Source organism: Chitinophaga jiangningensis (assembly GCF_900142605.1).
In the GTDB taxonomy this organism is placed as follows: Bacteria; Bacteroidota; Bacteroidia; order Chitinophagales; family Chitinophagaceae; genus Chitinophaga; species Chitinophaga jiangningensis.
This window is the reverse complement of record NZ_FRBL01000010.1, coordinates 1-22259: the sequence shown is the minus strand read 5'-3', so window position 1 is coordinate 22259 and position 22259 is coordinate 1. Positions and strand designations below refer to the sequence as shown.

Annotated in this window: 12 protein-coding genes; 10 read left to right on the top strand and 2 right to left on the bottom strand. The window is 49.7% G+C overall.

The window, feature by feature from the left end:
• Positions 1-507 precede the first annotated feature (507 nt).
• The 6 genes from BUB18_RS24230 to BUB18_RS24205 all read left to right on the top strand — a co-directional run bounded on the left by BUB18_RS24230 (position 508) and on the right by BUB18_RS24205 (position 13963).
• The gene (locus BUB18_RS24230) at positions 508-4578 is read left to right on the top strand and encodes a hybrid sensor histidine kinase/response regulator transcription factor (protein WP_073086085.1); all 4071 of its coding nucleotides are present in this window, start codon (positions 508-510) and stop codon (positions 4576-4578) included.
• Positions 4579-4755: 177 nt separating this feature from the next.
• A complete protein-coding gene (locus BUB18_RS24225; protein WP_073086083.1) occupies positions 4756-7605 on the top strand; it encodes a TIM-barrel domain-containing protein in 2850 nt (949 codons plus the stop codon).
• A 78-nt stretch (positions 7606-7683) separates the two neighbouring features.
• Entirely contained in the window at positions 7684-10809 is a 3126-nt protein-coding gene (locus tag BUB18_RS24220) for a SusC/RagA family TonB-linked outer membrane protein (protein WP_083550707.1), read from the top strand.
• A gap of 12 nt (positions 10810-10821) precedes the next feature.
• The gene (locus BUB18_RS24215) at positions 10822-12378 is read left to right on the top strand and encodes a RagB/SusD family nutrient uptake outer membrane protein (RefSeq protein WP_073086081.1); all 1557 of its coding nucleotides are present in this window, start codon (positions 10822-10824) and stop codon (positions 12376-12378) included.
• 25 nt (positions 12379-12403) lie between these two features.
• Complete coding sequence (locus BUB18_RS24210) at positions 12404-13156, top strand: hypothetical protein (protein ID WP_073086079.1); 753 nt, start codon at positions 12404-12406, stop codon at positions 13154-13156.
• A 261-nt stretch (positions 13157-13417) separates the two neighbouring features.
• Positions 13418-13963, top strand: a complete 546-nt coding sequence (locus BUB18_RS24205; RefSeq protein WP_073086077.1) for an RBBP9/YdeN family alpha/beta hydrolase — start codon at positions 13418-13420, stop codon at positions 13961-13963.
• Between the two features lie 7 nt (positions 13964-13970).
• On the opposite strand, the gene BUB18_RS24200 is transcribed toward BUB18_RS24205, so the two are convergent.
• Together BUB18_RS24200 and BUB18_RS24195 are read right to left on the bottom strand one after the other, a co-directional pair.
• Positions 13971-14699: an anti-sigma factor gene (locus BUB18_RS24200; RefSeq protein WP_073086075.1), complete on the bottom strand. Its 729-nt coding sequence runs from the start codon at positions 14697-14699 to the stop codon at positions 13971-13973.
• A 3-nt stretch (positions 14700-14702) separates the two neighbouring features.
• Positions 14703-15260, bottom strand: a complete 558-nt coding sequence (locus BUB18_RS24195; RefSeq protein ID WP_073086073.1) for an RNA polymerase sigma factor — start codon at positions 15258-15260, stop codon at positions 14703-14705.
• A gap of 140 nt (positions 15261-15400) precedes the next feature.
• Here BUB18_RS24195 and BUB18_RS24190 point away from each other — a divergent pair, with 140 nt between their 5' ends.
• From BUB18_RS24190 to BUB18_RS24175, 4 genes are all read left to right on the top strand, one after another.
• Complete coding sequence (locus BUB18_RS24190) at positions 15401-16489, top strand: hypothetical protein (RefSeq protein WP_073086071.1); 1089 nt, start codon at positions 15401-15403, stop codon at positions 16487-16489.
• A 105-nt stretch (positions 16490-16594) separates the two neighbouring features.
• Positions 16595-18580: a PKD domain-containing protein gene (locus BUB18_RS24185; RefSeq protein ID WP_073086069.1), complete on the top strand. Its 1986-nt coding sequence runs from the start codon at positions 16595-16597 to the stop codon at positions 18578-18580.
• 23 nt (positions 18581-18603) lie between these two features.
• A complete protein-coding gene (locus BUB18_RS24180; protein ID WP_073086067.1) occupies positions 18604-21261 on the top strand; it encodes a CHAT domain-containing protein in 2658 nt (885 codons plus the stop codon).
• 79 nt (positions 21262-21340) lie between these two features.
• Positions 21341-21892, top strand: a complete 552-nt coding sequence (locus tag BUB18_RS24175) for an RNA polymerase sigma factor (RefSeq protein ID WP_178372201.1) — start codon at positions 21341-21343, stop codon at positions 21890-21892.
• The last annotated feature ends 367 nt before the right edge of the window (positions 21893-22259 follow it).

Below are 22259 nucleotides of genomic sequence, written 5' to 3'. Positions count from 1 at the left end.
GCGGATTGACTTTTGTCCTATCGCGATTTGGACGATGTCTGCGGAATCAGCAACACCCTTATTTTCCCCAGGCTTACAGTCCGGGACAGTTAGCAACTTTCAAACTATTACTTTTGTCGGAGTTTAGCCGGTGGCACCGGGAGGTCCGGAAGTACCCTCTGAACACAAACTTATCAAGCTAAAATACTTGCAAAATCTGCAAAAATAAACCTGCTAATACTTGACATTCGGTTTAGCATGAGCTACATTTGTGAAGAGCTAAAATAGGGCAAATTATAAATCTTTCTAAGGATAATTTGTCAGATTGACAATAATTACTGTTACCTGTAAGCAGCCAGAGATGGCCCTTGCAGTATATATAGCGAAAAAATATTTAAGATTTTATGGACCTGAGTGCCATAACGTGGAATTTTAGCAATAAAGGTCGAATTCTTTCGACCTTTCTCTTTTTTTAGCCGTAGTATAACTATATTGCCGCTACGTTATGTCAACCAAAGCAGTGTGATCATGAGGAAGTGGACTTCCGTAAAAATGCTACTCGTATCCATTATAGTTATACTACTGCACGCAGCAGCCCTGCGGGCGCAAACACTACATTACCAATTCAGCCACATCGATAATAACGATGGCCTGCTCCACAACCAGGTTAACTGCCTGTATAAAGACAGCAGCGGGTTTATGTGGATAGGTACCGTATCAGGGCTGAACCGCTACGACGGGTACAACTTTCGCAGCTTCCAGCACGACGCAAGAGATACGACCACCCTCTCGGATAATACCATCGAAAAAATTCAACCGGGACCAGGGAACACCCTCTGGCTGTTTACCCGCAACGGCATTGACCTCTACAGCCCCGCCACCAATAAATTTGATCATCATCCTGAACGGCTGCTCCGGCAACTGGGCATCCCCTCCGGCACCGTCAGCGACGTGATCCGCGATAAAGAACGCTTCATTTTCCTGAAAGACAGCAATGGCATCTACCTGACTCAAACCGGTAAACCCACCATACACCTGCTCCCGGAAAAGAACAAACCCGGCAGCATCGCCACCGCCTCCGTGGCCGACCTGGTAGCCGACCACAAAGGGCATTACTGGATCATTCATACCAATGGCACCCTCGAAATGCTGGATGCCGCCACCGGTAAGGTTTTGAAACGGAATACCACCCTGCAGCAGCAAAACGGTGGCGGCTACACGCTATGCCTGGATACCGACGGAGACCTCTGGGCCTATGGCGACAAAGACGACAACGGCGTATGGTACTATGAAACCTCCGCGGATAAATGGACGCACATCAGCCAAACGTCACCCGGCATCTCCCTGAATAATAATATCGTTAGAGGCATTGTACCCGGCAACCCCGGGGAAGTGTGGATAGGCACCGATCACGGTGGAATTAATATCATCAGCAAAAGAAACAAAACAGTACAGTACATCGAAAATATTGCAGATGACCAGCGCAGCCTCAGTCAAAACAGTATTACCACGCTGTACCGCGACAACAGCGGGATCATCTGGATCGGGACCTTCAAAAAAGGGTTGAATTACTACCATGAAAACATGGTGAAATTTCCCCTGTTTCAATACCAGGCGTATAACCGTAACAGTTTGCCCTTTGATGACGTGAACCGATTTGTGGAAGATGCCAAAGGCAACCTCTGGATCGGCACCAACGGCGGCGGACTGATCTACTTCGATCGTACCAATAATACCTTCAGGCAATACAGGCATGATCCCGCCAACCCAGCCAGCATTTCGGGCAATGTGGTAGTGAGCCTGCTGATCGACCACCAGGGGCAGCTCTGGGCAGGCACCTACTTCGGCGGGCTGGATCGCTTTACCGGCAACGGTTTCGTGCATTATAAACATAACCCGGCCGACACTACGTCCATCAGCGATAACAGCGTGTGGGAACTAATGGAAGACCACCAGCACCAGCTGTGGGTAGGCACCCTCAACGGGGGTGTAAACATCTTTAACCCCGCTACCGGTAAGTTCCGGCGCATGAATAAGATATTTACTTACCGCTACGTATCCGCACTGCTGGAAGATCATAACGGACAGATATGGGTAGGCAGCAGCGAAGGCCTCACCTCCTACAACCCGGCCACCGGCACTGCTACCCGGTTTAACAGCAGCAACAAGCCAGGAAGTATCAGTCATAATAACGTCGTATGCCTGTTTGAAGACAGCCACAAACGCCTGTGGGCAGGCACCCGCGACGGTTTAAGCCTGTTTGATCCGGCTCCCGGCACCTTCCGGAACTTCCGTAAAGAAGACGGGCTGCCCAGTAATACCATTCTGAATATCCTGGAAGATGACCACAGCGGCCTTTGGATGAGTACCCCCAACGGCCTGGCGAATATGCAGGAGAAAAGCGGCGTGTATACCTTCAAGAATTATGATGAAGCCGATGGCCTACAAGGCAGAGAGTTTAATGAAAACGCCGCCCTCCGCACCAGCAAAGGAGAGCTGATATTTGGTGGTGGCAACGGTTTCAATCTCTTTTACCCGGACCAGATTATTCTAAATAAAAACATACCACCGGTAGTGCTCACCGATTTCCAGGTGTTCAACCAACGCATAGAACCCGGGCAGCAACTGCAGGGGCGCACCATTCTGGACGTAGCCATCCCCATGACCAAATCCATTACGCTGCGCCATAATCAGAACATGTTTTCCATTGAATTTGCCGCGCTGAATTATTTCCACCCGGAGAAAAACCGCTACGCATATATGCTGGAAGGCTTTAACAACAACTGGTTGTATACCGACGGCACCCAGCGAAAAGCCACCTTCACCAACCTGGACCCGGGCGATTACACCTTCCGGGTAAAGGCCTCCAACAACGACGGTATCTGGAACGACACCGGCGCCACCCTGCACATCCGCATCCTGCCACCATTCTGGAAAACATGGCCGGCATTCCTGCTATATGCCCTGCTGATCATCGGCGCACTGGTGCTTGCCCGCAGGATTATCCTGGAAAGGGAACGACTCAAATTCAGGGTAGCAGAGCAGATCCGCGAAGCAGAACGCATGCACGAATTGGACTCACTAAAAATTCGTTTCTTCACCAACGTGAGTCATGAATTCAGAACACCACTGAGTTTGATCATCACACCGCTGGAGCGGCTGATCAGCATGGGCAGCGACAAACAACTCAACGGACAGCTGCAACTCATGCAACGCAATGCCCGCCGCCTCCTCAACCTCGTAAACCAGTTGCTCGATTTCCGTAAACTGGAAGTAGAACAAATCAAGTTGCATGCTACTCCCGGCGACCTCGCCGCATTCGTGGAAGAGCTGACCCACGGGTTCTCTGATCTCTCCGAGAAAAAACATATACAGCTGGATTTTCATAGTAATGTGCAGTCGCTCCCGATGAGCTACGACGCCGATAAAATCGAAAAAATCATTTTCAACCTGCTGTCCAACGCCTTCAAGTTCACACCTGAATATGGCAAAATAGCGGTGGAGATTCAATACGACGCTTCGCAGGAGCAGGTGCAACTGCTGATAAAAGACAATGGCATCGGTATACCGCTGGAAAAGCAGGCGCACATTTTCGAGCGTTTCTTCCAGCATGATGTAGCCGGAACCGTGATGAACCAGGGCAGCGGCATAGGCCTCAGCATTACCCGTGAGTTTGTGAAGATGCACGGCGGCACCATTGTGGTGGATAGTGCCCCTGAAATGGGTAGTTGCTTTACGGTCACACTGCCAGTACAGTCCGACACTGCTATAGCCGGTACTGTAAGCACCCAGGTGCGCACTTTGCCGGAGGCGGCACCCGGATCTCCCCCAACCCAACAAAAAGACCTGCCAAAAATATTGCTGGTGGAGGACAACGAAGATTTTCGTTTTTACTTAAAGGATAACCTGAGCCAGTACTACCATGTGGAGGAAGCCGAAAACGGCCAGGCTGCCTGGAAGCTGCTGCAAACCTATCAGCCGCAGCTGATCGTAAGCGACATCGCCATGCCGCAGATGGATGGGCTGGAACTTTGCAAAAAAATACGAGGCAGCGCCAAAACCAATCACCTGCCTGTCATACTGCTTACGGCCAGGGCCGAAGAAGCGCAGCAGCTGGAAGCCCTCGAAACCGGTGCTACCGATTATGTGACCAAGCCGTTTAACTTCGAAATGCTGTTGTCCAAAATCCGCAATATTGTACAGCAGCAGCAATCGCTCCGCAAAACCTTCCAGCAGCATTTTGATGCCCACCCGAGTGAAATTGAAATTTCATCGGCCGACGAGCAATTTATCCAGCAGGCGATCGCGATCGTAGAAAAAAATATCTCCAACCCCGACTTCTCGGTAGAGGAGTTGAGTCGCGCACTTTTCATGAGTCGCGTATCCGCTTACAAGAAAATATTGTCCATCACCGGTAAATCACCCATAGAATTTATCCGGAGCATCCGCTTAAAACGGGCCGCCCAACTGCTGGAAAAAAGTCAGCTGACGGTAGCCGAGGTGGCCTACGAAGTAGGTTTCAACAACCCGAAATACTTCACCAAGTACTTTAAGATGGAATTCAACGAACTCCCTTCGGTTTATAGCAAAAAGAAATAAAACCCTCCATGGTAGCGGATTCCTTAACAATCCGCTACCGAAACAACCTCTTTCCGGTTAACATTTTGACCCATAATCTGAAACAGAACCGTACCCTCAAAGTGAGGCTCCCCTTTTATTTTTGCTGGCATCGTTATGAAAGCTGTAAGGCTGCCGACGCCAAAATTCCACACTAATATGATAAAGAGGACCTTTCCGATTGCATTATTGACTTGTATCGCTTCCTGGTGTTATGCCGGGCAGATAGAAAAGCTCGCCGACGGCGTACTGATCAGGCTGGACAAACCTGCTAAAAACGGGGCATCCCAGGTAAGACTGCAGGTGATAAGTGACAACATTGTGCATGTAACTGCCTCTCCTGACAAGGAGATCAGCAGTACTCCCAGTATTATGGCGGTAAATGCTGCCGGTAATCATGTACCTTGGGACTATAAAGATCAGGCTGATTTTTATACGCTCACCACCAAATCGCTGCGGGTGGATGTTAATAAAAACACCGGCCGGGTTACCTTCCGCCATCCGGATGGTAAAATCATCCTGGCTGAAGAGGCCAGTGGTGGCCGCCAGTTTCAGCCGGAAAACATCAATGGTAAAGACCTTTACCAGATCCAGCAGATATTTGAGGTGAACCCGGACGCAGGTTTGTATGGCCTGGGCCAACACCAGGCGGGATTGATGGATTACAGAAACGAGGACGTGGATCTCACCCAATATAACTCAGTAGCGGTGGTGCCTTTCCTGGTATCAACGGACAAGTTTGGGATATTATGGGATAACTATTCCGTAACTAAATTCGGTGATCCCCGTGAGCGGCAGCAGCTGAATGCCCTGCACCTCGTGGCTGCCGATGGCAAGCCTGGCGCTTTATCCGCCACCTATACCGATAAAAAAACCGGTCAGGTATACCTGCAACAAAAGGATAGTGTGATCAACTATGAGTTCCTGGAAGACCTGCACCGCCTCCCTGCTAAGTTTCCGCTGGAAAAAGGCAAGGCCACCTGGGAAGGCTCCCTGCAGGGTGATGAAACAGGCGATTATAAATTTTTCATACAGGCTTCCGGCTACCTGAAAATCTGGATCAATGGCAAGTTGCAGCTGGATAAATGGAGAGAGAGCTGGAACCCTGGCCCCTCCCAGTTTAAGGTGGCTCTGAAAAAGGGTGTAGCCGTGCCCGTTAAAATTGAATGGATACCGGAAACTACGCAGTCGTTCCTGAGTGTAAAAACTTTGTCGCCCACACCGGCCGCCTACCGTAACAAAGCGGTGTTTACTTCTGAGGCTGGGGAGAGATTGGATTACTACTTTGTAAACGGCCGCACGATGGACGAGGTAATCGGTGGTTACCGCCATATCACCGGTAAAGCAACCATGATGCCGCAGTGGGCCATGGGTTTCTGGCAAAGTCGTGAACGCTACAAAACACAGGACGAAATCGAAAAAACGGTGGCCACTTTCCGCGAGAAAAAAATTCCGCTGGATAACATCGTGCTGGACTGGAGCTACTGGAAGCAGGATGAATGGGGCAGCCAGGAGTTTGATCCGGCACGCTTCAGCGACCCTGCCGGCATGATCGATCGCCTGCATAATAAATACCATGCACAGTTCATGATATCTGTATGGCCTAAGTTTTACGAGGGCATCAGCACTTACAAGGCATTTGATAAAAATAACTGGCTGTATAAACAGAACATCCTGAACCGCCAGCGCGACTGGATTGGCGAAGGTTATGTCTCTACTTTTTACGACGCCTTTAACCCGGACGCGCGTAAGCTGTTTTGGAGCTTCATGAACGAGAAGCTGTTCAGCAAAGGCGTAGATGCGTGGTGGTTAGATGCTACCGAGCCGGATATTTTGAGCAACGCCAGTATCGACAGTCGCAAAAAGCTGATGGACCCTACCGCTATAGGCCCTGCCACCCAGTATTTCAACACTTACTCCGTGCTCAATGCCCGCGGTGTGTATGAAGGCCAGCGTGCTGCCAAGCCGGATCAGCGCGTGTTTATCCTTACCCGTAATGCTTACGCAGGAATACAGCGTTATGCAGCGGCTTCATGGAGTGGTGATATTGCTGCCACGTTTGAGGAGTTGGCCCGCCAGATTCCTGCGGGACTGAACTACACCATGTCCGGCCTGCCTTACTGGACTACTGACATCGGTGGATTTTTCGTGGAAGATAAATACGACCATCCTGATCCTAAGGGCGCTGCAAAAGACGAGTGGCAGGAACTGAATACCCGCTGGTTCCAGTATGGTGCATTTTGCCCGCTGTTCCGCTCCCATGGCCAGTACCCATACAGAGAGATGTTTAATATTGCGCCGGAAAACAGCGAGGCTTACCAGTCAATGTTGTATTACGACAAGCTCCGCTACCGCCTGTTGCCATATATCTATACCCTGTCGGGAGATACTTACCATCACGACTATACGATCATGCGTGGTTTGCCAATGGACTTCGGTTACGATACCGCCACCCTTCGTATAGCCGACCAGTTTATGTTTGGCCCGTCGCTGCTGGTAAATCCTGTTACTACGTACAAGTCCAGAAAGCGGGATTTATATCTCCCTAAAGGAAATGGCTGGTACGACTTTTATACCGGAAAATATGAAGATGGAGGCCGCCGCATCACTGCAGCAGCGCCACTTTCAAAGATTCCTCTGTATGTAAGGGAAGGTAGCATTATTCCGGTGGGCCCTGAGCTGCAATATGTAGCGGAGAAAAAACCGGATACCATCAACGTATTTGTATATGCCGGTAAAGATGCCAGCTTTGCCTTGTATGAAGATGGCAACACCAATTACGATTATGAAAAAGGAGCGTATACCCGCATTCCGATGGAGTGGAATGAGGCAAAGAAAGAGCTGACAATTGGCGCCAGGGAAGGCAGTTTCCCGGGTATGCTGACTACAAGATATTTCAACATTATCATTGTGGATAAATCCCATCCGCGTTCGCCGGATCAGATAGAAGGTAATAAAAGCGAACTGATAACATATAATGGAATAGCAAAAACGATCAGGGCCTTCTGACCCAGATCAATTCCTTTTTAGTCGTCGTCCACGTAAGAAACTTAGATACATCACCCAGCCTAATAAAACACGTTAATCATGAAAATCTGGTACTTTAAAAGCAGTCCGTTGCTGAAGCAGTATATGCTTGGCACGGTAGCGCTGTGCAGCATGGCCATTGCAGCACCGCCCTCCTTAAAGGCTGCTGCCAACAAACCTGTGAAACTGGCGCCTGCGCGGCAAGCTGTTACCGGAAAGGTAGTAGATGCCAAAGATGGCAGTCCGTTACCCGGGGTAAACATTGTTATCAAGGGAACTACCAAAGGCACCATCACCCAGCCTGACGGCACCTTCAAACTGGAAGCCCAGCCGGAAGACGTGCTGGTATTGTCGCTGGTGGGATACACCCGACAGGAAATTCCTGTAAAAAATATAGCCGGCACCGTTATACGGCTTGCATCATCCGCCACAGGATTGAACGAGCTGATTGTGGTAGGTTACGGCGCACAAAAGAAGAAAGTAGTAACCGGTGCCACCGTGCATTTAGGTAATACAGAGCTGATTCAGAACCATAGCATCAGCGTGGAGTCGAGCCTCCAGGGCCAGGCGCCGGGGGTACAGGTGACTTCTAATTCCGGTCAGCCCGGGGATGCCTTGAAAATTGTGATCCGCGGTATCGGTACAAATGGCGACAGTCGCCCGCTGTTTATCGTGGATGGCTTCCCGGCAGATGACATCAACTATCTGAACCCTTCCGACATTGCTTCGCTGGACATCCTGAAAGATGCGGCCTCTACTGCTATCTATGGTACCCGCGCTGCCAACGGCGTAGTGCTCATCACTACAAAGAGAGGCAAGGAAGGCAAGATGGCGGTAACACTGGATGCCTCTTACGGCTGGCAGAACCCGAGCAGGAAGATGTCGCTCCTGAATGCCACCCAATATGGTGCTATCATGAACGAGGCTTCCATTAACAGCGGCAAGGTGCCTGTCTTTTCGCCGGATGCGCTGTCCAAACTGGGCACCGGCACCGACTGGCAAAAAGAAGCCACCCTTGAAAATGCCCCTATTCAGAATTATAGTCTCGGCTTCGGTGGCGGCAACGACAAGAGTGTATACTCCGCCTCTCTCTCCTATATGGGACAACAGGGGATCATGGGTATTGCAGGCCGGTCCTATTTCGAGCGTACTTCTTTTCGTATTAATTCCGAACATAAGGTTTGGGAAGACAGGGTGAAAGCAGGGGAAAACCTAACGTACTCGCATATACGCCAAAGCGGTATCGGTACAGGCAATATCTACAATAACTCCATCCGTGGCTTCCTGAATGCCAGCCCGGTATTCCCGGTGTATGACAGCACCGGTGCATACGCCCGCTCTCCGATGGCTGCGGACGAGGTAAACCCGATGGGTATCCTCGACTATACCCAGAATAACAAGAGTATTACGGACCGTTTGTTGGGTAATATTTATGTAGATGCTACCCTCATCAAAGGGCTGGTGTTCCGTAGTGACTTCGGTATCGACCTGTCGTATGTCTACAACCAGAGCTTTGTACCAGTGTACTCCCTGGCAACCAACAACAGCAATAAAAACTCCACTGCCTCACAGGGCATGTACCGCAACCTGAAATGGAACTGGGATAATACACTCAGCTACCAGCGCCAGTTTGGAAAGAACAACCTGAATGTAATGGTAGGAACTACTGCTTTGCTGTTTGACGGTTATAACGTAGGCGGCAGTGCCAGCGACCTGATCATCCCTGATATGGTGCATGCATTGCTGAGCAATGGCACCAACGACTCCCTCCGTAAGGTATTTGGTATGCAGGAAGGCAACAGAATGCAATCCTACTTTGGCAGGGTGCTGTATAATTTTGATGAAAAGTATATGCTCACTGCTACCCTGCGCCGCGATGGTTCGTCCCGCTTTGGTGCGGACAACCGTTATGGCGTGTTCCCGGGCTTTTCTGTGGGCTGGGTAGCTACCAACGAAAGCTTTCTCAAAACCAGCTGGCTCAACTTCCTGAAGCTGCGCGGTGGCTGGGGACAAAACGGTAACGATCGTATCCGCAATTTCGCGTACCTCGCTACCATTTCCAGCGTATACAGAAACTACTATTTTAACAACAATAAATCTATCGGTTCCTCTCCCGACATTATCGCTAATCCGGGATTACGCTGGGAGCGCTCCGAGCAAACCGATATCGGATTTGATGCAACCGTGTTCCACGACTTCAACATCACTTTTGACTGGTACAGGAAAGTGGCGAAGGACTGGCTGGTAACCGCTCCTATCCCGCAGCTGGCAGGTACCGGCGCGCCTACCATCAATGGTGGTAGTGTACGCAACACCGGTGTGGAGCTGGCCATCAACTATGGCCACAGCTTCGGGGATCTGCGCATTAATGTAGGTGGTAACATTACGTTCAATAAAAACGAGGTACTGGATATTCCTAACCAGGAAGGCGTGCTGCATCCGTCGTACAACGGTGTATTGTCCTCAAATATGGATGAATACTACCGCGCGGAAAACGGCTTCCCTATGGGATATTTCTATGGCCTGCAAACCGCCGGTATCTTCCAGAATCAGCAAGAAGTGGATGAATATGTAAGCAAAAGTGGTGGTAAAATTCAGCCGGGCGCACAGCCGGGAGATGTACGCTTTGTGGACAGAAACGACGATGGCGTAATCGATGCAAAAGATAAAACCAAAGTTGGTAGCCCCCTGCCAACGCATACTTACGGTATTAACCTTAACGCTACCTATAAAGGCTTTGACTTAAGCATTTTGCTGAATGGTGTGGGTGGTAACCAGATCGTAGATGGTACCCGTTCGTACGACCGTTTCTACAACAACTACACTACTGACATTTTTAACCGCTGGCATGGGGAAGGTACTTCCAACACTACGCCACGGGTAACATTGGGTGATGAAGCCAACGGTAATTACACCAAGTTTTCTGACCTGTATATCCACAACGGTGCATTCATGCGTGTGAAAAGCATCAACCTGGGATATGACCTGAAAAGCAGTCTGCTGAAGCATTCCGGCTTAGGGCAGGTAAGACTGTATGTTTCCGGCCTGAACCTTTTCACTTTCACGCAATATAGAGGACTGGATCCTGAAGTAGGCTTTGGTATTGACTCCTGGTCATCAGGCACCGACCTTGGCTACTACCCTCAGGCAAGAACGCTGCTGGTAGGATTAAATGTTAAATTCTAAAAGCGACCACTTATGAAAAAATTACTCCTCATATTTATTGCTGCCGGCATGCTGGCATCCTGCGGCAAGGATTTCCTGGAAACAGCTCCTAAGGACAGGAAAACGATTGAAGCTTTTTACAAAACACCGAAGGATGCTTTTGAAGCCCTGGTAGCTGCATACAGTATGCTGAACGTGGATGGTTACGGGAATATCTGGCTGAGCTCCACCATTGCATCCGATGAAGCTTTTGGTGGTGGCGGTAATGCCGATAACGGCTGGCTGCAGTGGGACAAGAGCATTCCCCGTAATGATCTGAATGCAGAGGCGTGGAATAAGTATTACACTGCGATTTACCGCTGTAATATTTTCCTGCAAAACATTGGTAGTGTGGATTTCAAAAATGACACCGCTACCCGTGACCGTTATATTGGCGAAGCCAAATTCCTGCGGGCCTATTATTACTTTGATCTGGCGCGCATGTTCGGCAATGTTCCGCTGATTACCAAGCCGCTGCAACCGGGCGATTATTATATTCCACAGGCTACTCCCGATAGTGTATATACGCAGATTGCCACTGACCTGAAGGAAGCAATCGCATTATTACCTGCTACGCAGTTTAGTGCCATTCCTTCCGGCGAATATGGCCGTGCTACCAAATGGGCGGCAGAAGCGCTGCTGGGCAGGGTATTCCTGTATTACACCGGCTATTATGGTAAACAAAGCATTGGGGCCGTTACGTCTAAAGCCGATGCACTGTCAGCGGTGGAAGATGTGATAAATAACAGTGGCCATGGGCTGGTGAGCAAATTCAATAACTTGTTCAGGGCCAGTGCCACTACCAATGAATATGCCGGCCAAAACAACCAGGAAGGAGTGTTTACGATTCAGTATACCTACCTCGGTTTGGGAGATCAGAACCAGCAGAATGGTAACCGAGTGCAGGTAATGATTGGTATCAGGAGCCAGGTGCTGGGGCCATATTACAAGGGCTGGGGTGCAGCTACCGTAAATCCTAAGCTGTATGATGCGTATGCACCGGGCGATACCCGCCGGAGTGCCAGCATTATCAGCATTGATGCAGAAGGTTATTCCAGCCAGTATGTGGTAGGTGATCAGGCACAAAACACCAACTTTTTTATAAAGAAGTATACCCCGGTCAATGACAAAAAGCCCGAGGATTTGGGTGGTAATTTCCAGTGGGACAACTACGACAACTACGTGGCGATCCGTTTTGCGGATGTGTTGCTGATGGGTGCTGAATTACAGTTGGGCACCAACAATGCGAAGGCGCAGCAATACCTGGATCAGGTAAGGGATCGCGCTTTCCAGGATCAGCTGCACCGGGTGGTGCTTACCAGCAAAGATCAGATTATGACAGAGCGCAGGTTTGAGCTGGCGCTGGAAGGGCAGCGTTACTGGGATTTGCTGAGGCAGGGTGTGAGTGTTGCGAAAGCAGCTATCGACAATCCATCTACAGATGCAGCGTTTAACATCAGCTTCCGCAGTGAAACCAAGGGACTGTTTGCTATTCCGGAAACGCAGATCAACCTGAGCAATGGTACACTTGTTCAGAACACCGGCTGGTAATTGTTCACTGTTAAAATTAACAACCATGAAACGTTTTCAATTATATATAGTGCTCTTACTAGCTGCGTGTATGCATGCCTGTGAGCCGTATGAAAAAAGCATCAGTCCCAGCAGTCCTGACGGCATTCAGCTGGACTTCACCGTTACCCAGAATCCCGCTTACGACAACGAGGTAACGTTGAAGAGCAATACCAAAGGCGCTATTCCTTACTGGGACTATGTATTTGGCGGCACCAATCAAAAAGATGCGGTGGTGATCATGCCTTTTGGCGGCGAGTTTTACATCAAGTACTTCGCGTATGGTGCAGAAACACCAAAGTATGATTCAGTGAAGGTGAAGATCACGCAGAACGATCCTAAATATTTTGCCAGTCCCAACTGGAATTTGCTCACCAATGGTGCGGCCGGTAAAACATGGGTATGGGCGTTGGATGTACCGGACAAGAGTTATCATGGGGTGGGCCCTGGCGACTCCCCTACTCCTACCTGGTGGGTGCCTTCGCTGGCGGAGATGAGTGATGTAGCCAATGATGAGATGGTGTTTAACCTGGATAAGGGGCTGAATTTTCAGCTGAAGCATGATGGGAAGGTCACCAATGCCGGGTTTACTTTTGATCCGGAGAAAATGACCCTTAAGATCAATGGTGCGGATATCCCTAAAGGGGAAAAGACTACTTATAATATTTTGAAGCTTACTGCCGATGAGCTGTATATGGTACAGCAGGGTGATGGGTGGCGGAAGTACTGGCACTTTAAGCGTAAAGGATTTATATTTTAAAATTCCACTGTTGGAGGCTGTCTCATTGGTTTTTTTCCGGGGATTATGGCGTACAGCAGGTACGCCATAATCCCCGGAAGCAGGCAGGCCGAAGGCCTGTCCGCTTCCGGGGAGAAAAGACTGGTGAGGCAGTCTCCCTTTTTAACTTATTACAGTATACAATATGCTGTTTTGGTTGTTACCTGATGCCGGTGTTCTCTAACACCGGCTATTTTTTTGGAGAGATATTTATTATCTTTCTGTACAAACCGTCGTTCATACATGGCTACACACGTGCTCACTGCACCGGGACTAGGCAGTTCCGGGCCCCAACATTGGCAAACCCTGTGGGAACAATTGATCCCGGGCACCAAACGTATAGAACAAACTTCCTGGGATGCCCCTGTATGCGCAGCATGGGTGGTGCATATTGAAAAAGAGGTGGCCGCTGCCGGGCCGCAGGTGGTGATTGTGGCGCACAGTTTAGCCTGCATTGCCGTGGCTCACTGGGCCGCACAAACGAAGCGCCCTATAGCTGGGGCTTTACTGGTGGCGCCGCCGGATGCGGAGCGTCCCGGTTTTCCACCAGAGGCGCTGGGCTTTACTCCTATCCCCAATAAAATACTTCCTTTTAAAACCATTGTGGTGGCCAGTACCAATGACGAATACTGTTCGCTGGACCGGGCCACTTACTTTGCCGCTACCTGGGGTAGCCGGTTCATCAACCTGGGCGCCAAAGGGCATATAAATGCACAGTCGAACCTGGGCGAATGGACCGAAGGCATGCAGTACCTGCGGGAGTTGCTGCCGGCGGGGGTAAAGATATAATATGTGATTATTTAAGCTGTTTTTTGAGCGTCTGCGCTTTCTCATATGCTGCTGCTTCTGCTGGAATTTTATTGATCCAGGAGGCAGCACTGTCTGTTTGGTGGCGTTGTGCATAATGCACTGCCAGGTAGAATGCCGCATCATATTTAAAGACGGACTCTCCTGCGAAAGTTTTTTCCAGGTCGGCTATGCCCTGCGCCGGTGAGGTCGTATAGATACCCGCGAGGCCGCGATAGTACAGGGCCTGGGCATTGGTACTGTCGGTTTGCAGACAGGAATCCAATAAACTTACCGCCTGCGTGTATGCTTTATGGTTAAACAGGCTGGCGGCACGTAGCAGCAGCGTATCATTGTTATTGCCGCGTTCTGCGGATACTTCCATGGTGGTGGAATATTGCTGCAGAAAATCTTTTTCAGGCGAATGGCGGATCACCAATACTGCTATCAGGATTGCTGCTGCGGCCGCGGCGCCTATCAGGTATTTACGGATGGACACTACTTTGGAAGGGGTATTGAAATAGCGGCTTCGTTGCTGCTTAAGCGTGGCTTTCAGCGCATCCAGTTGCGCATCCGGTGGGAGGCGCTGTGCCAGTATGGCCTTTACCTCACGGTAATGCCTTAAGGCCGCTGCCAGGGCTGGGTCCTGCTGCATGGTGGCCTCAAAGCGAGCCGCTTCCGTAGCGTCCATTTCGCCATCCGCGTAACGGATAATATCTTCATTATTATAACCAGTCATACCTTAAAAATTTTGAGCCTGTACATAGGAAAGAAGGGTGGCCATACATTCCGATTTTTTCTTGCGCAGGTAGCCGTAGGTAACGCCGAGTGTGGCAGCAATTTTTTCCTGTGCCTCTCCGGTAAGGGTGAGGCGGAGTATTTCCCGGCATTTTTCCCCTAAGCGTTCAAACTGCGACATTATAAAAGCGGTACGGCTTTCCTCCTGTATCGTTTGTTCCGCTGCGGCAAAAACATCTTCCCCAACATCATATACATCATCCAGCTTTTTTGTTACCGGCTGGCGGCCTCTTTTTTTTATATCATTCAGCCATTTTCTTTTGCAGATGAGTAAGAGGAATGGTTCGAAGGGGCAGGTGAGCTGCAATTGCTTATGTTTCGCCTGGTTGTATATATCTATTAAAGACTCCTGGAAAATATCGGCAGCATCATCTTCTGTGCCCTGGTGTTGTAGAATAAAGTGTTTAATCCTTCCCGAAAACCGCTGATAGATCTCCTGCACTATTAACGTATCATTTTTCAGCAGGCCTTCCAGGTAACGTTGATCGGGGTGAATTGCCATCTGGGATTGAATTATACGGTTGATATCCTTAAAAGTACAGTTTTCCTGAATTTTTTTTTGAAAAGGGGGGTAACAAATTTCAGGAGCCGTTGATCTCTATACAAACAAACCTGAAAAACTCACCAACAAAAATAATTGTTATGAAAAGAATCTCTGTAAAATCGATCGTCTTTTTCTTTGCTGCCACCCTTACCATTGGTGCCTGCAAAAAGAATAACAATAATGACGCACCTGCAAAAGGTCAGGATGCGATGATGCTTGCTGATTTGTTAAACAACCATGCCCCAAAGTTCGAGACCTTCACGGTGGATGGCGCTGCTGGCGGTGTTATTACCACTACGAAGGGTACAAAATTTCATGTGTCCGGGAATGCATTTGTGACGGCTGCGGGACAACCTGTTACCGGGCCGGTAACGATCAGTATCCGGGAGATCCGGGATGTGAGTGCGATGATACTGGCGGACAAAGCGACGGTTACCAGCGATGGCAGGCTGCTGGAGTCCTACGGGGAGTTTTTTGTGAAGGCAGTGCAGGGAGCACAGGTCCTTGGCCTGCAACGGAACAATGATGGTGGTATCCGGGTACAGGTACCGGCTAAAGCGGCGGCTAACGGCGCTAATAAGGAAGTGCCTATGTGGAGCGGCGATACCACCATTACCTTAACTCAATACGGCTACAATCACATCAATCAGCCGGTTACCCTTACCTCCCAGGTGCAAGCTGTTAAAGGCGTAGCCTGGAATCAGATACCTTTCAGCTTTGCCTTTTTTAATTCCACCAACAGTTCTATGGACTTCAGACTCGATAGTTTACTCCGCTGGGTAAACTGTGACGGACTTGCGTCCCTCCCTAATCCTAAAACAACGGTGATGGCTTATTTTACCAATCACTTTAACAGCGAAACCACGGCAAGTTATGGCGGCGAACAGCCCAGCATGCTGTTTTTCAAGCCTAAAAACATGAATACGCTGGTTAAATTCTACAATGTTATCCTCTCCGCTCCCGCTGGTAAAGATGGTTTCCACAGCTATCAGTCTTCTATCCCTATTGGCCTGGAAGGTACGTTCCTCGCTATCAGTGCCGTTAACGGGCAGTTTTACGCCGAGCAGAAATCAGTGGTGATTGGCACTCCTTCCGGTAGCGATAACTACACCACCGTTAGTTTTGACCTGCAACCGGTGGATGCCGGCTCACTGCTGGCGCTGATCAACGGGATGAATAGTAAATAACTGGCCTGTTATCCGTTTACAATACCCCCAAATGCTGAAACGCAGTAAGCTGGCCATGTGCCGGCTTATTGCGATTTGTATAATAATTATCTATATTTATATGGTATGAAATATTTGTTCCCTATCATCGTACTGTTGCTCCTAAAGCCTGACCTTATGATGGCGCAAACAGCACCTATGCCACAGCAGCCTTCCTTTCCGCAAGATACCGTGCCTGCAGAAATTGTGGTGACAGGTGAAGACGACAGCATACAGGTATCCGCAAAACTGCGCCCCTTGCGGCAGATAGCCGGTGCACCTGCTGCGTTTTATACCTACTTCTGGGAACTGGGTGATGGAACTTTTAGCTTCTCCAAAACACCGGAGCTACACTACAAGGATACCGGTACCTACCAGGTACGGCTATACGCTACCAACAACTACGACGATGGCAAGGCGCCTCCCACCAAACCCCGGCCCATCAAGGTGAAGAAGCCGTTGAAGCCGGCCATCTGGGCCTCGCACTTTTTCAGGAGCAATGGCAATATCGAAATGAAGATCAACAGCAACCCTAAACCGGGAGAAGACTTTGTGGCACTGATCGGCTACAGAAATGTAACAGGTGAGGTACCCTCCGGTTCGCTGGTGCTTTTTTACAACGAGCGTCAGTTTGACCGTTCCTGTTTTAACATCGCGGATACGCGTAATTACAGTGGTATGGATTCCAGTTCCATGCAGGCATTGCTGGCACAGGTGGAAGGAAATCCGGAAATACTACTCGCCCGTGGCCCGGCCGCTGGCGGTGGTTATACGCCGAATGCCGCTGCAAAGGCGCTGCTATTGAATATGCAGCAAGCCTACAGTGGTCATACCGTCATGAAATTTAATGCCATGGACCAAACAGCAGAAAAGTTCCTGTTTGTTACCATGCATACCCTGCCGGAGATGATTGCAGATACTAATGCAGTGGTGAGCATGACAGCGATACTGGTGCCAGACAACCCCTCCCTGCAGCCGGAGGCCTTTACGCTGGAAATGCCGGTGGTGGCCTCCCACGACCCCAACAGGATGCAACTGAAAAAGCGGCGCATCAACTACCGACTCATGGGAAAAAAGAAAGAGCTGACCTATAAAGTACAATTTCAGAATACCGGTAAAGGACCCGCAAAAAAAGTAGCCATCGGTATTGCGGTGCCGAAACAACTGAATACTGAAACTGTTGCTATCAACAGTATGAGCCCTGTTTGTATCGCCTGCGACTCCGCCTATAACACACAAAGCTGTATTGATACCGTGCGTACGAAAGATAGTTTGTATTTCGTATTTAAGAACATCTACCTGCCGGGTATGCAGCAGGATGGCGTAGCCGACCCCGACAGCACCAAAGGTTTTATCAGCTATACCATTCGCTTTAAGAAGAAGCCTAAGAAAATTCCGTTCAGCAGCAGCGCCGCCATTATATTCGACAAAAATGAACCTATTTATACCAACAGGGCTACGGCAAAGTTTATCAAAGGCATTTCACCGGCTATCGTTGCCGGGTATACGTTTTCGCCGGATAAGGGGGACTATACGCTGAAAGGCCCCTTGCAACTGGGAGCCGTGCTGGCACCGTTTGCACCATCGCGGCCCTATTTCCAGCTGGAAGCCTACGCCGGGCTACTGGAAAAAGAGGTGCATGAAAATGGCTTCACCCGCGATAAGCGGGATACTACCGTGGATGGGCGGGCCTATATGGTGAGTGGCCGCAGCAGTGCTACTACCGTGAACCGCAGTTCCCTGCAGGTAGTACCCCTGCATTTCCGCTACAATATTACCCGGTGGATAGGCGTAGGCGCCGGTGCGTTAGCGCAGGTGAATATCTCCACAAAAACAACTATTGAAAACAGGGCTTACCTGTCTGATTTTCAGCAACCCAATGTAGTGTTAAAAACGGTGAGCAGTACAGTTACGGAAAACACCGCCTGGTTTGCCTCCTTTAATGCGGCTGCCTTTGCTGACCTACAGATCGGCAGCGTAAAAGCCGGACCTGCAGTGGGATTACGGTATATCAGGCAGGTAACCGGTAATACACCAAACAGATTTTTTGTATACGCTATATACCGATTGTAAAAAAACATAACTTCAGCTATTAAATGGCTGAAGGCTCCGGACATATCAAGTGGCTAAAATACCTGTTGCTGCTGCTGGTGGCAACACCTCTGCTTTCATTTCAGCAGCCGGCCGCTGATAGCCTGCCCTGCTTCCGTAAAAGGGATGACCTCTCCGGCTGGATCTATGCACAGTTGGAGTTACCCCAGCATAACCAGGGGGCCAAAGCCAGACAACTGGAAACTACGATCAACAAGTGCTGGCGTGCGCCGCGTACCATCGGCGAAAAACAAGCATGGCTGGACCTCCTTACCAACGCCGGCTACTATTACCTGCAATCAGGGGATATCCTTGCTTCCACCACCATTTACCAGCGTACTTTTGAGTGGGCACGTATTAACTTCCCAACGGTTGATCCTGCATTTTTACTGGAACATATTTTAAAGCCGCTTGGAAATAACTATACCCGCCTGGGCGATTATGACCAGGCTATTTACATTCATCGTGTATCCCTGGCCGTGAGTGAGGCACTGGAAGATAAGGCCGCCATGGCAGCCACCTATAGCAACCTGGCAAATACCGCCGCCAACAGGCGGGAATATGATTTTGCCCTGGAATGTTGTCGCAAAGGGATCACCTTAGTGGATAAACGTAGTGCCTTACATGGACTATTATTATCAGAACAGGCGGATGTATATCATCAGCTTAAAAATGAGGTGTTAGCCCAGCGATCCATTATACAGGCCATCCGCATTTTGGAAGAACAGCCAACCCGCGATATGGCAGCCGCACACTGGTTATACATGGCTTATCAACAGGCCGGAGATATCAATGCTGCTACGCCGGCCATGGCGATGAAGTATTACCGGCTTGCACTGTCCTTTCCTACTGCACGCCTACCCTACCGCCGCAGGGAGCAGGCCAAATTATTTGTACGGTTGGCCAGGGTCCATTTTGCGCAGCGCCATACAGCCGAGGCACTGGCGAGCTTAGACAGCTGTGCCGCTTTACTGCTGCCAGGTAAGGACCTACGAAAAATTAACAGTGCCGATGTATATGCCGAAAATACACTGATGGATTTATTTTACACTTTAGCGGAGGTACATGGCAGCCAGCAGCACTATGCTGCGGCCATGCAGTACTATAAACTCACTTTCGCTACAGAAAGGCAGCTACGACAGGAATATGTATCAGCCGCTTCACGCGAGCTGTCTGTTACGGATATTCGTGAACGTTATGCCCATGCCATTGCTACGGCGTATGCCGCCTGGAAAGCCGGTGGTCAGCAACAATACCAGCACGACCTCCTGCTGTTTATGGAAGACAGCAAGGCGCAACTCTTGTGGGAACAGCTGCACCTATTGAACCGAAATGTGAAAGATACTTTGCAGCAGCAGATCCGGACAATAGAACAGGCGCAAGCCTACTACCAGAAGGAAGCATTGCAGCAGGGCGGTGCGGACAGTACCCTGCGGCAACAACAGCAACAACTGGCCTGGAAGTTATCACAGCTGCATAAGCAGGCTGCACATACCACTCCTGATACAAGTTTGAACCTGACCACTATCGTGAAGAAACTAGCCCCACACAGCTATATCCGCACTTATTTTACTGCAGGCGACCGCGTGTATTCCTTGGAGTTAGGCCACGATGGTATCCGCTACCTGGATTGCCAGGACATACCGGCGGACAGCCTGCGGTATTTCCGCCGGCATTATTTTGATGAAGGACCACAAGCAATGGCGGGCAGCCCGGTACAATATTACCGCCATGCCTATACGATTTACCGCCAGTTGTTTGGCGCACATCCTCCGGAAGCAGGTGCCTCCTACTGTTTGCTGCCGGACGGGAGTTTAGCCGGCCTGCCGGTAGAAGCACTGGTAACGAACCCGGTGTATAAACCTGCGGTGGGCAAATGGCCTTTCCTGGTGAAGCAGGCCACGTTTTCCTATGCATGGTCGCTCCGCAGCTGGTATATGCAGCAAAATGCCCTGCCGCAGGAGCCGAAGTTTACGGGCTTCTTTGTATCGGACCAGCGGCAGCTGGGCAACTTACTGGGCGTTGCCAGGGAAAAACAGTTATTGCAGGAGGTAGTGCAGGGAGCGTTGTATGACAATGAGGCGGCCAGCACGGCACGACTTAAAACCGCCTTACAGCAGGGTGGCATCCTGCATATCAGCTCCCATGCATTTATTCAGCAGGATAGCATAGCGGCGCCACATATTGCCTTATACGACAATCCTTTTTATTTGTTTGAGCTGCGCAAAACGGAGCAACATCCCGCGCTGGTGGTGTTGAGTGCTTGTCGCACTGCCGACGGGCGATACATTGCAGGTGAAGGTGCTGAAAGTATGGCCAGGGCATTTGTAGCTACCGGCACCCCGGCCGTGGTAGCCGCATTGTGGAATGTCACCGATGCTGCTGCCCCGGTACTGATGCAGCATTTTTACCAGGCGCTAAAAAAAGGGGACAATGCGGCCATGGCTTTGCAACAGGCTAAAATTTCGTGGCTGGAGGATAGTAAGGTGAGTGAACTGCATAAGCTCCCCTATTACTGGGCAGCTTTGAGTTACCAGGGAAATGTACGGCCGATTATCCATCAGCAGCATTTTAGCTGGTATTGGTGGCTGCTGGCAGGGGCACTGGCGGCTGTTGGGTGCTTATATGTGTGGATGCGCCGTGCCCGTACTAACAACAATTAACACAAACATAAACATCCCGATTTTCAACAAGATAACTATGGCCTTACCTTTGGCCTGCTTATCCAACTTTTCAGTGACTATGGCAGACAATATCAGGTGGGAGCGATTCCAGGAGGGCGATACTGTAGCTTTTGAGCAACTGTTCCAGGAACACTGGAATGCATTGATGTATTACACCTGTAATATCATTTCGGACGCTGATATGGCCAAAGATGTGTTACAGAATTTTTTCCTGGAACTCTGGGAGAAGCGTGCCTCCCTGCCGGTACCGAATGAAACCCGTGCTTTCCTGCTGTTTTTGCTGCGCTTACGCATTTTAAATGCCTTACGCAAAGAGGATATACGCAGTAAACATGAACATGTGTTTGCGCGACTACTGGCTGACACTACCGCCAATACCACCGATCATTTGTATTATAAACAGCTCTACGAAGAACTGCATCAGCATGTAAACCAGCTGCCGCCACGGATACAGGAAGTATTCCGGCTCAGCAGGTTTGAGCATTTGTCCGTAGCAGAAATTGCTGCCAGGCTGGGGGCATCAGAGCAAACGGTACGTAACCAGCTGAATACAGCTAATAAGCGGCTGAAAGTGATGCTGAAGGGGTCTGTTGCAACCGTGCTGCTTTAAGCTTTTCATGCAGCGGTTGGCCGCCTTCGGCGGCCGGCGCGATCTTTTTTGCACGCAAAGCAGCATAAGGGGCATAAGCAGCAAAGACCTGCATTTTGTTATATATGCTATTTTCGTTTACAAGAGACCTACGGTTTTTTCTAGACAGATGCCGCCAGGCAAAAGCCGATCAGAACCACATCCTATCCAACATAACCCCAGTCTTACCTGCGTGGCTGCTCCTATGTTTGCCATAAACAACAAAACACAAGCCTTTGCTGCTTACCTGCTTGGCTGCTCCTATGTTTGTATTAGAATTTATAATAGAAAGATTTCAAAGACTTAGTTTTGATTTAAATAATAAAATAAAAAAGGTGAGAGTACACTT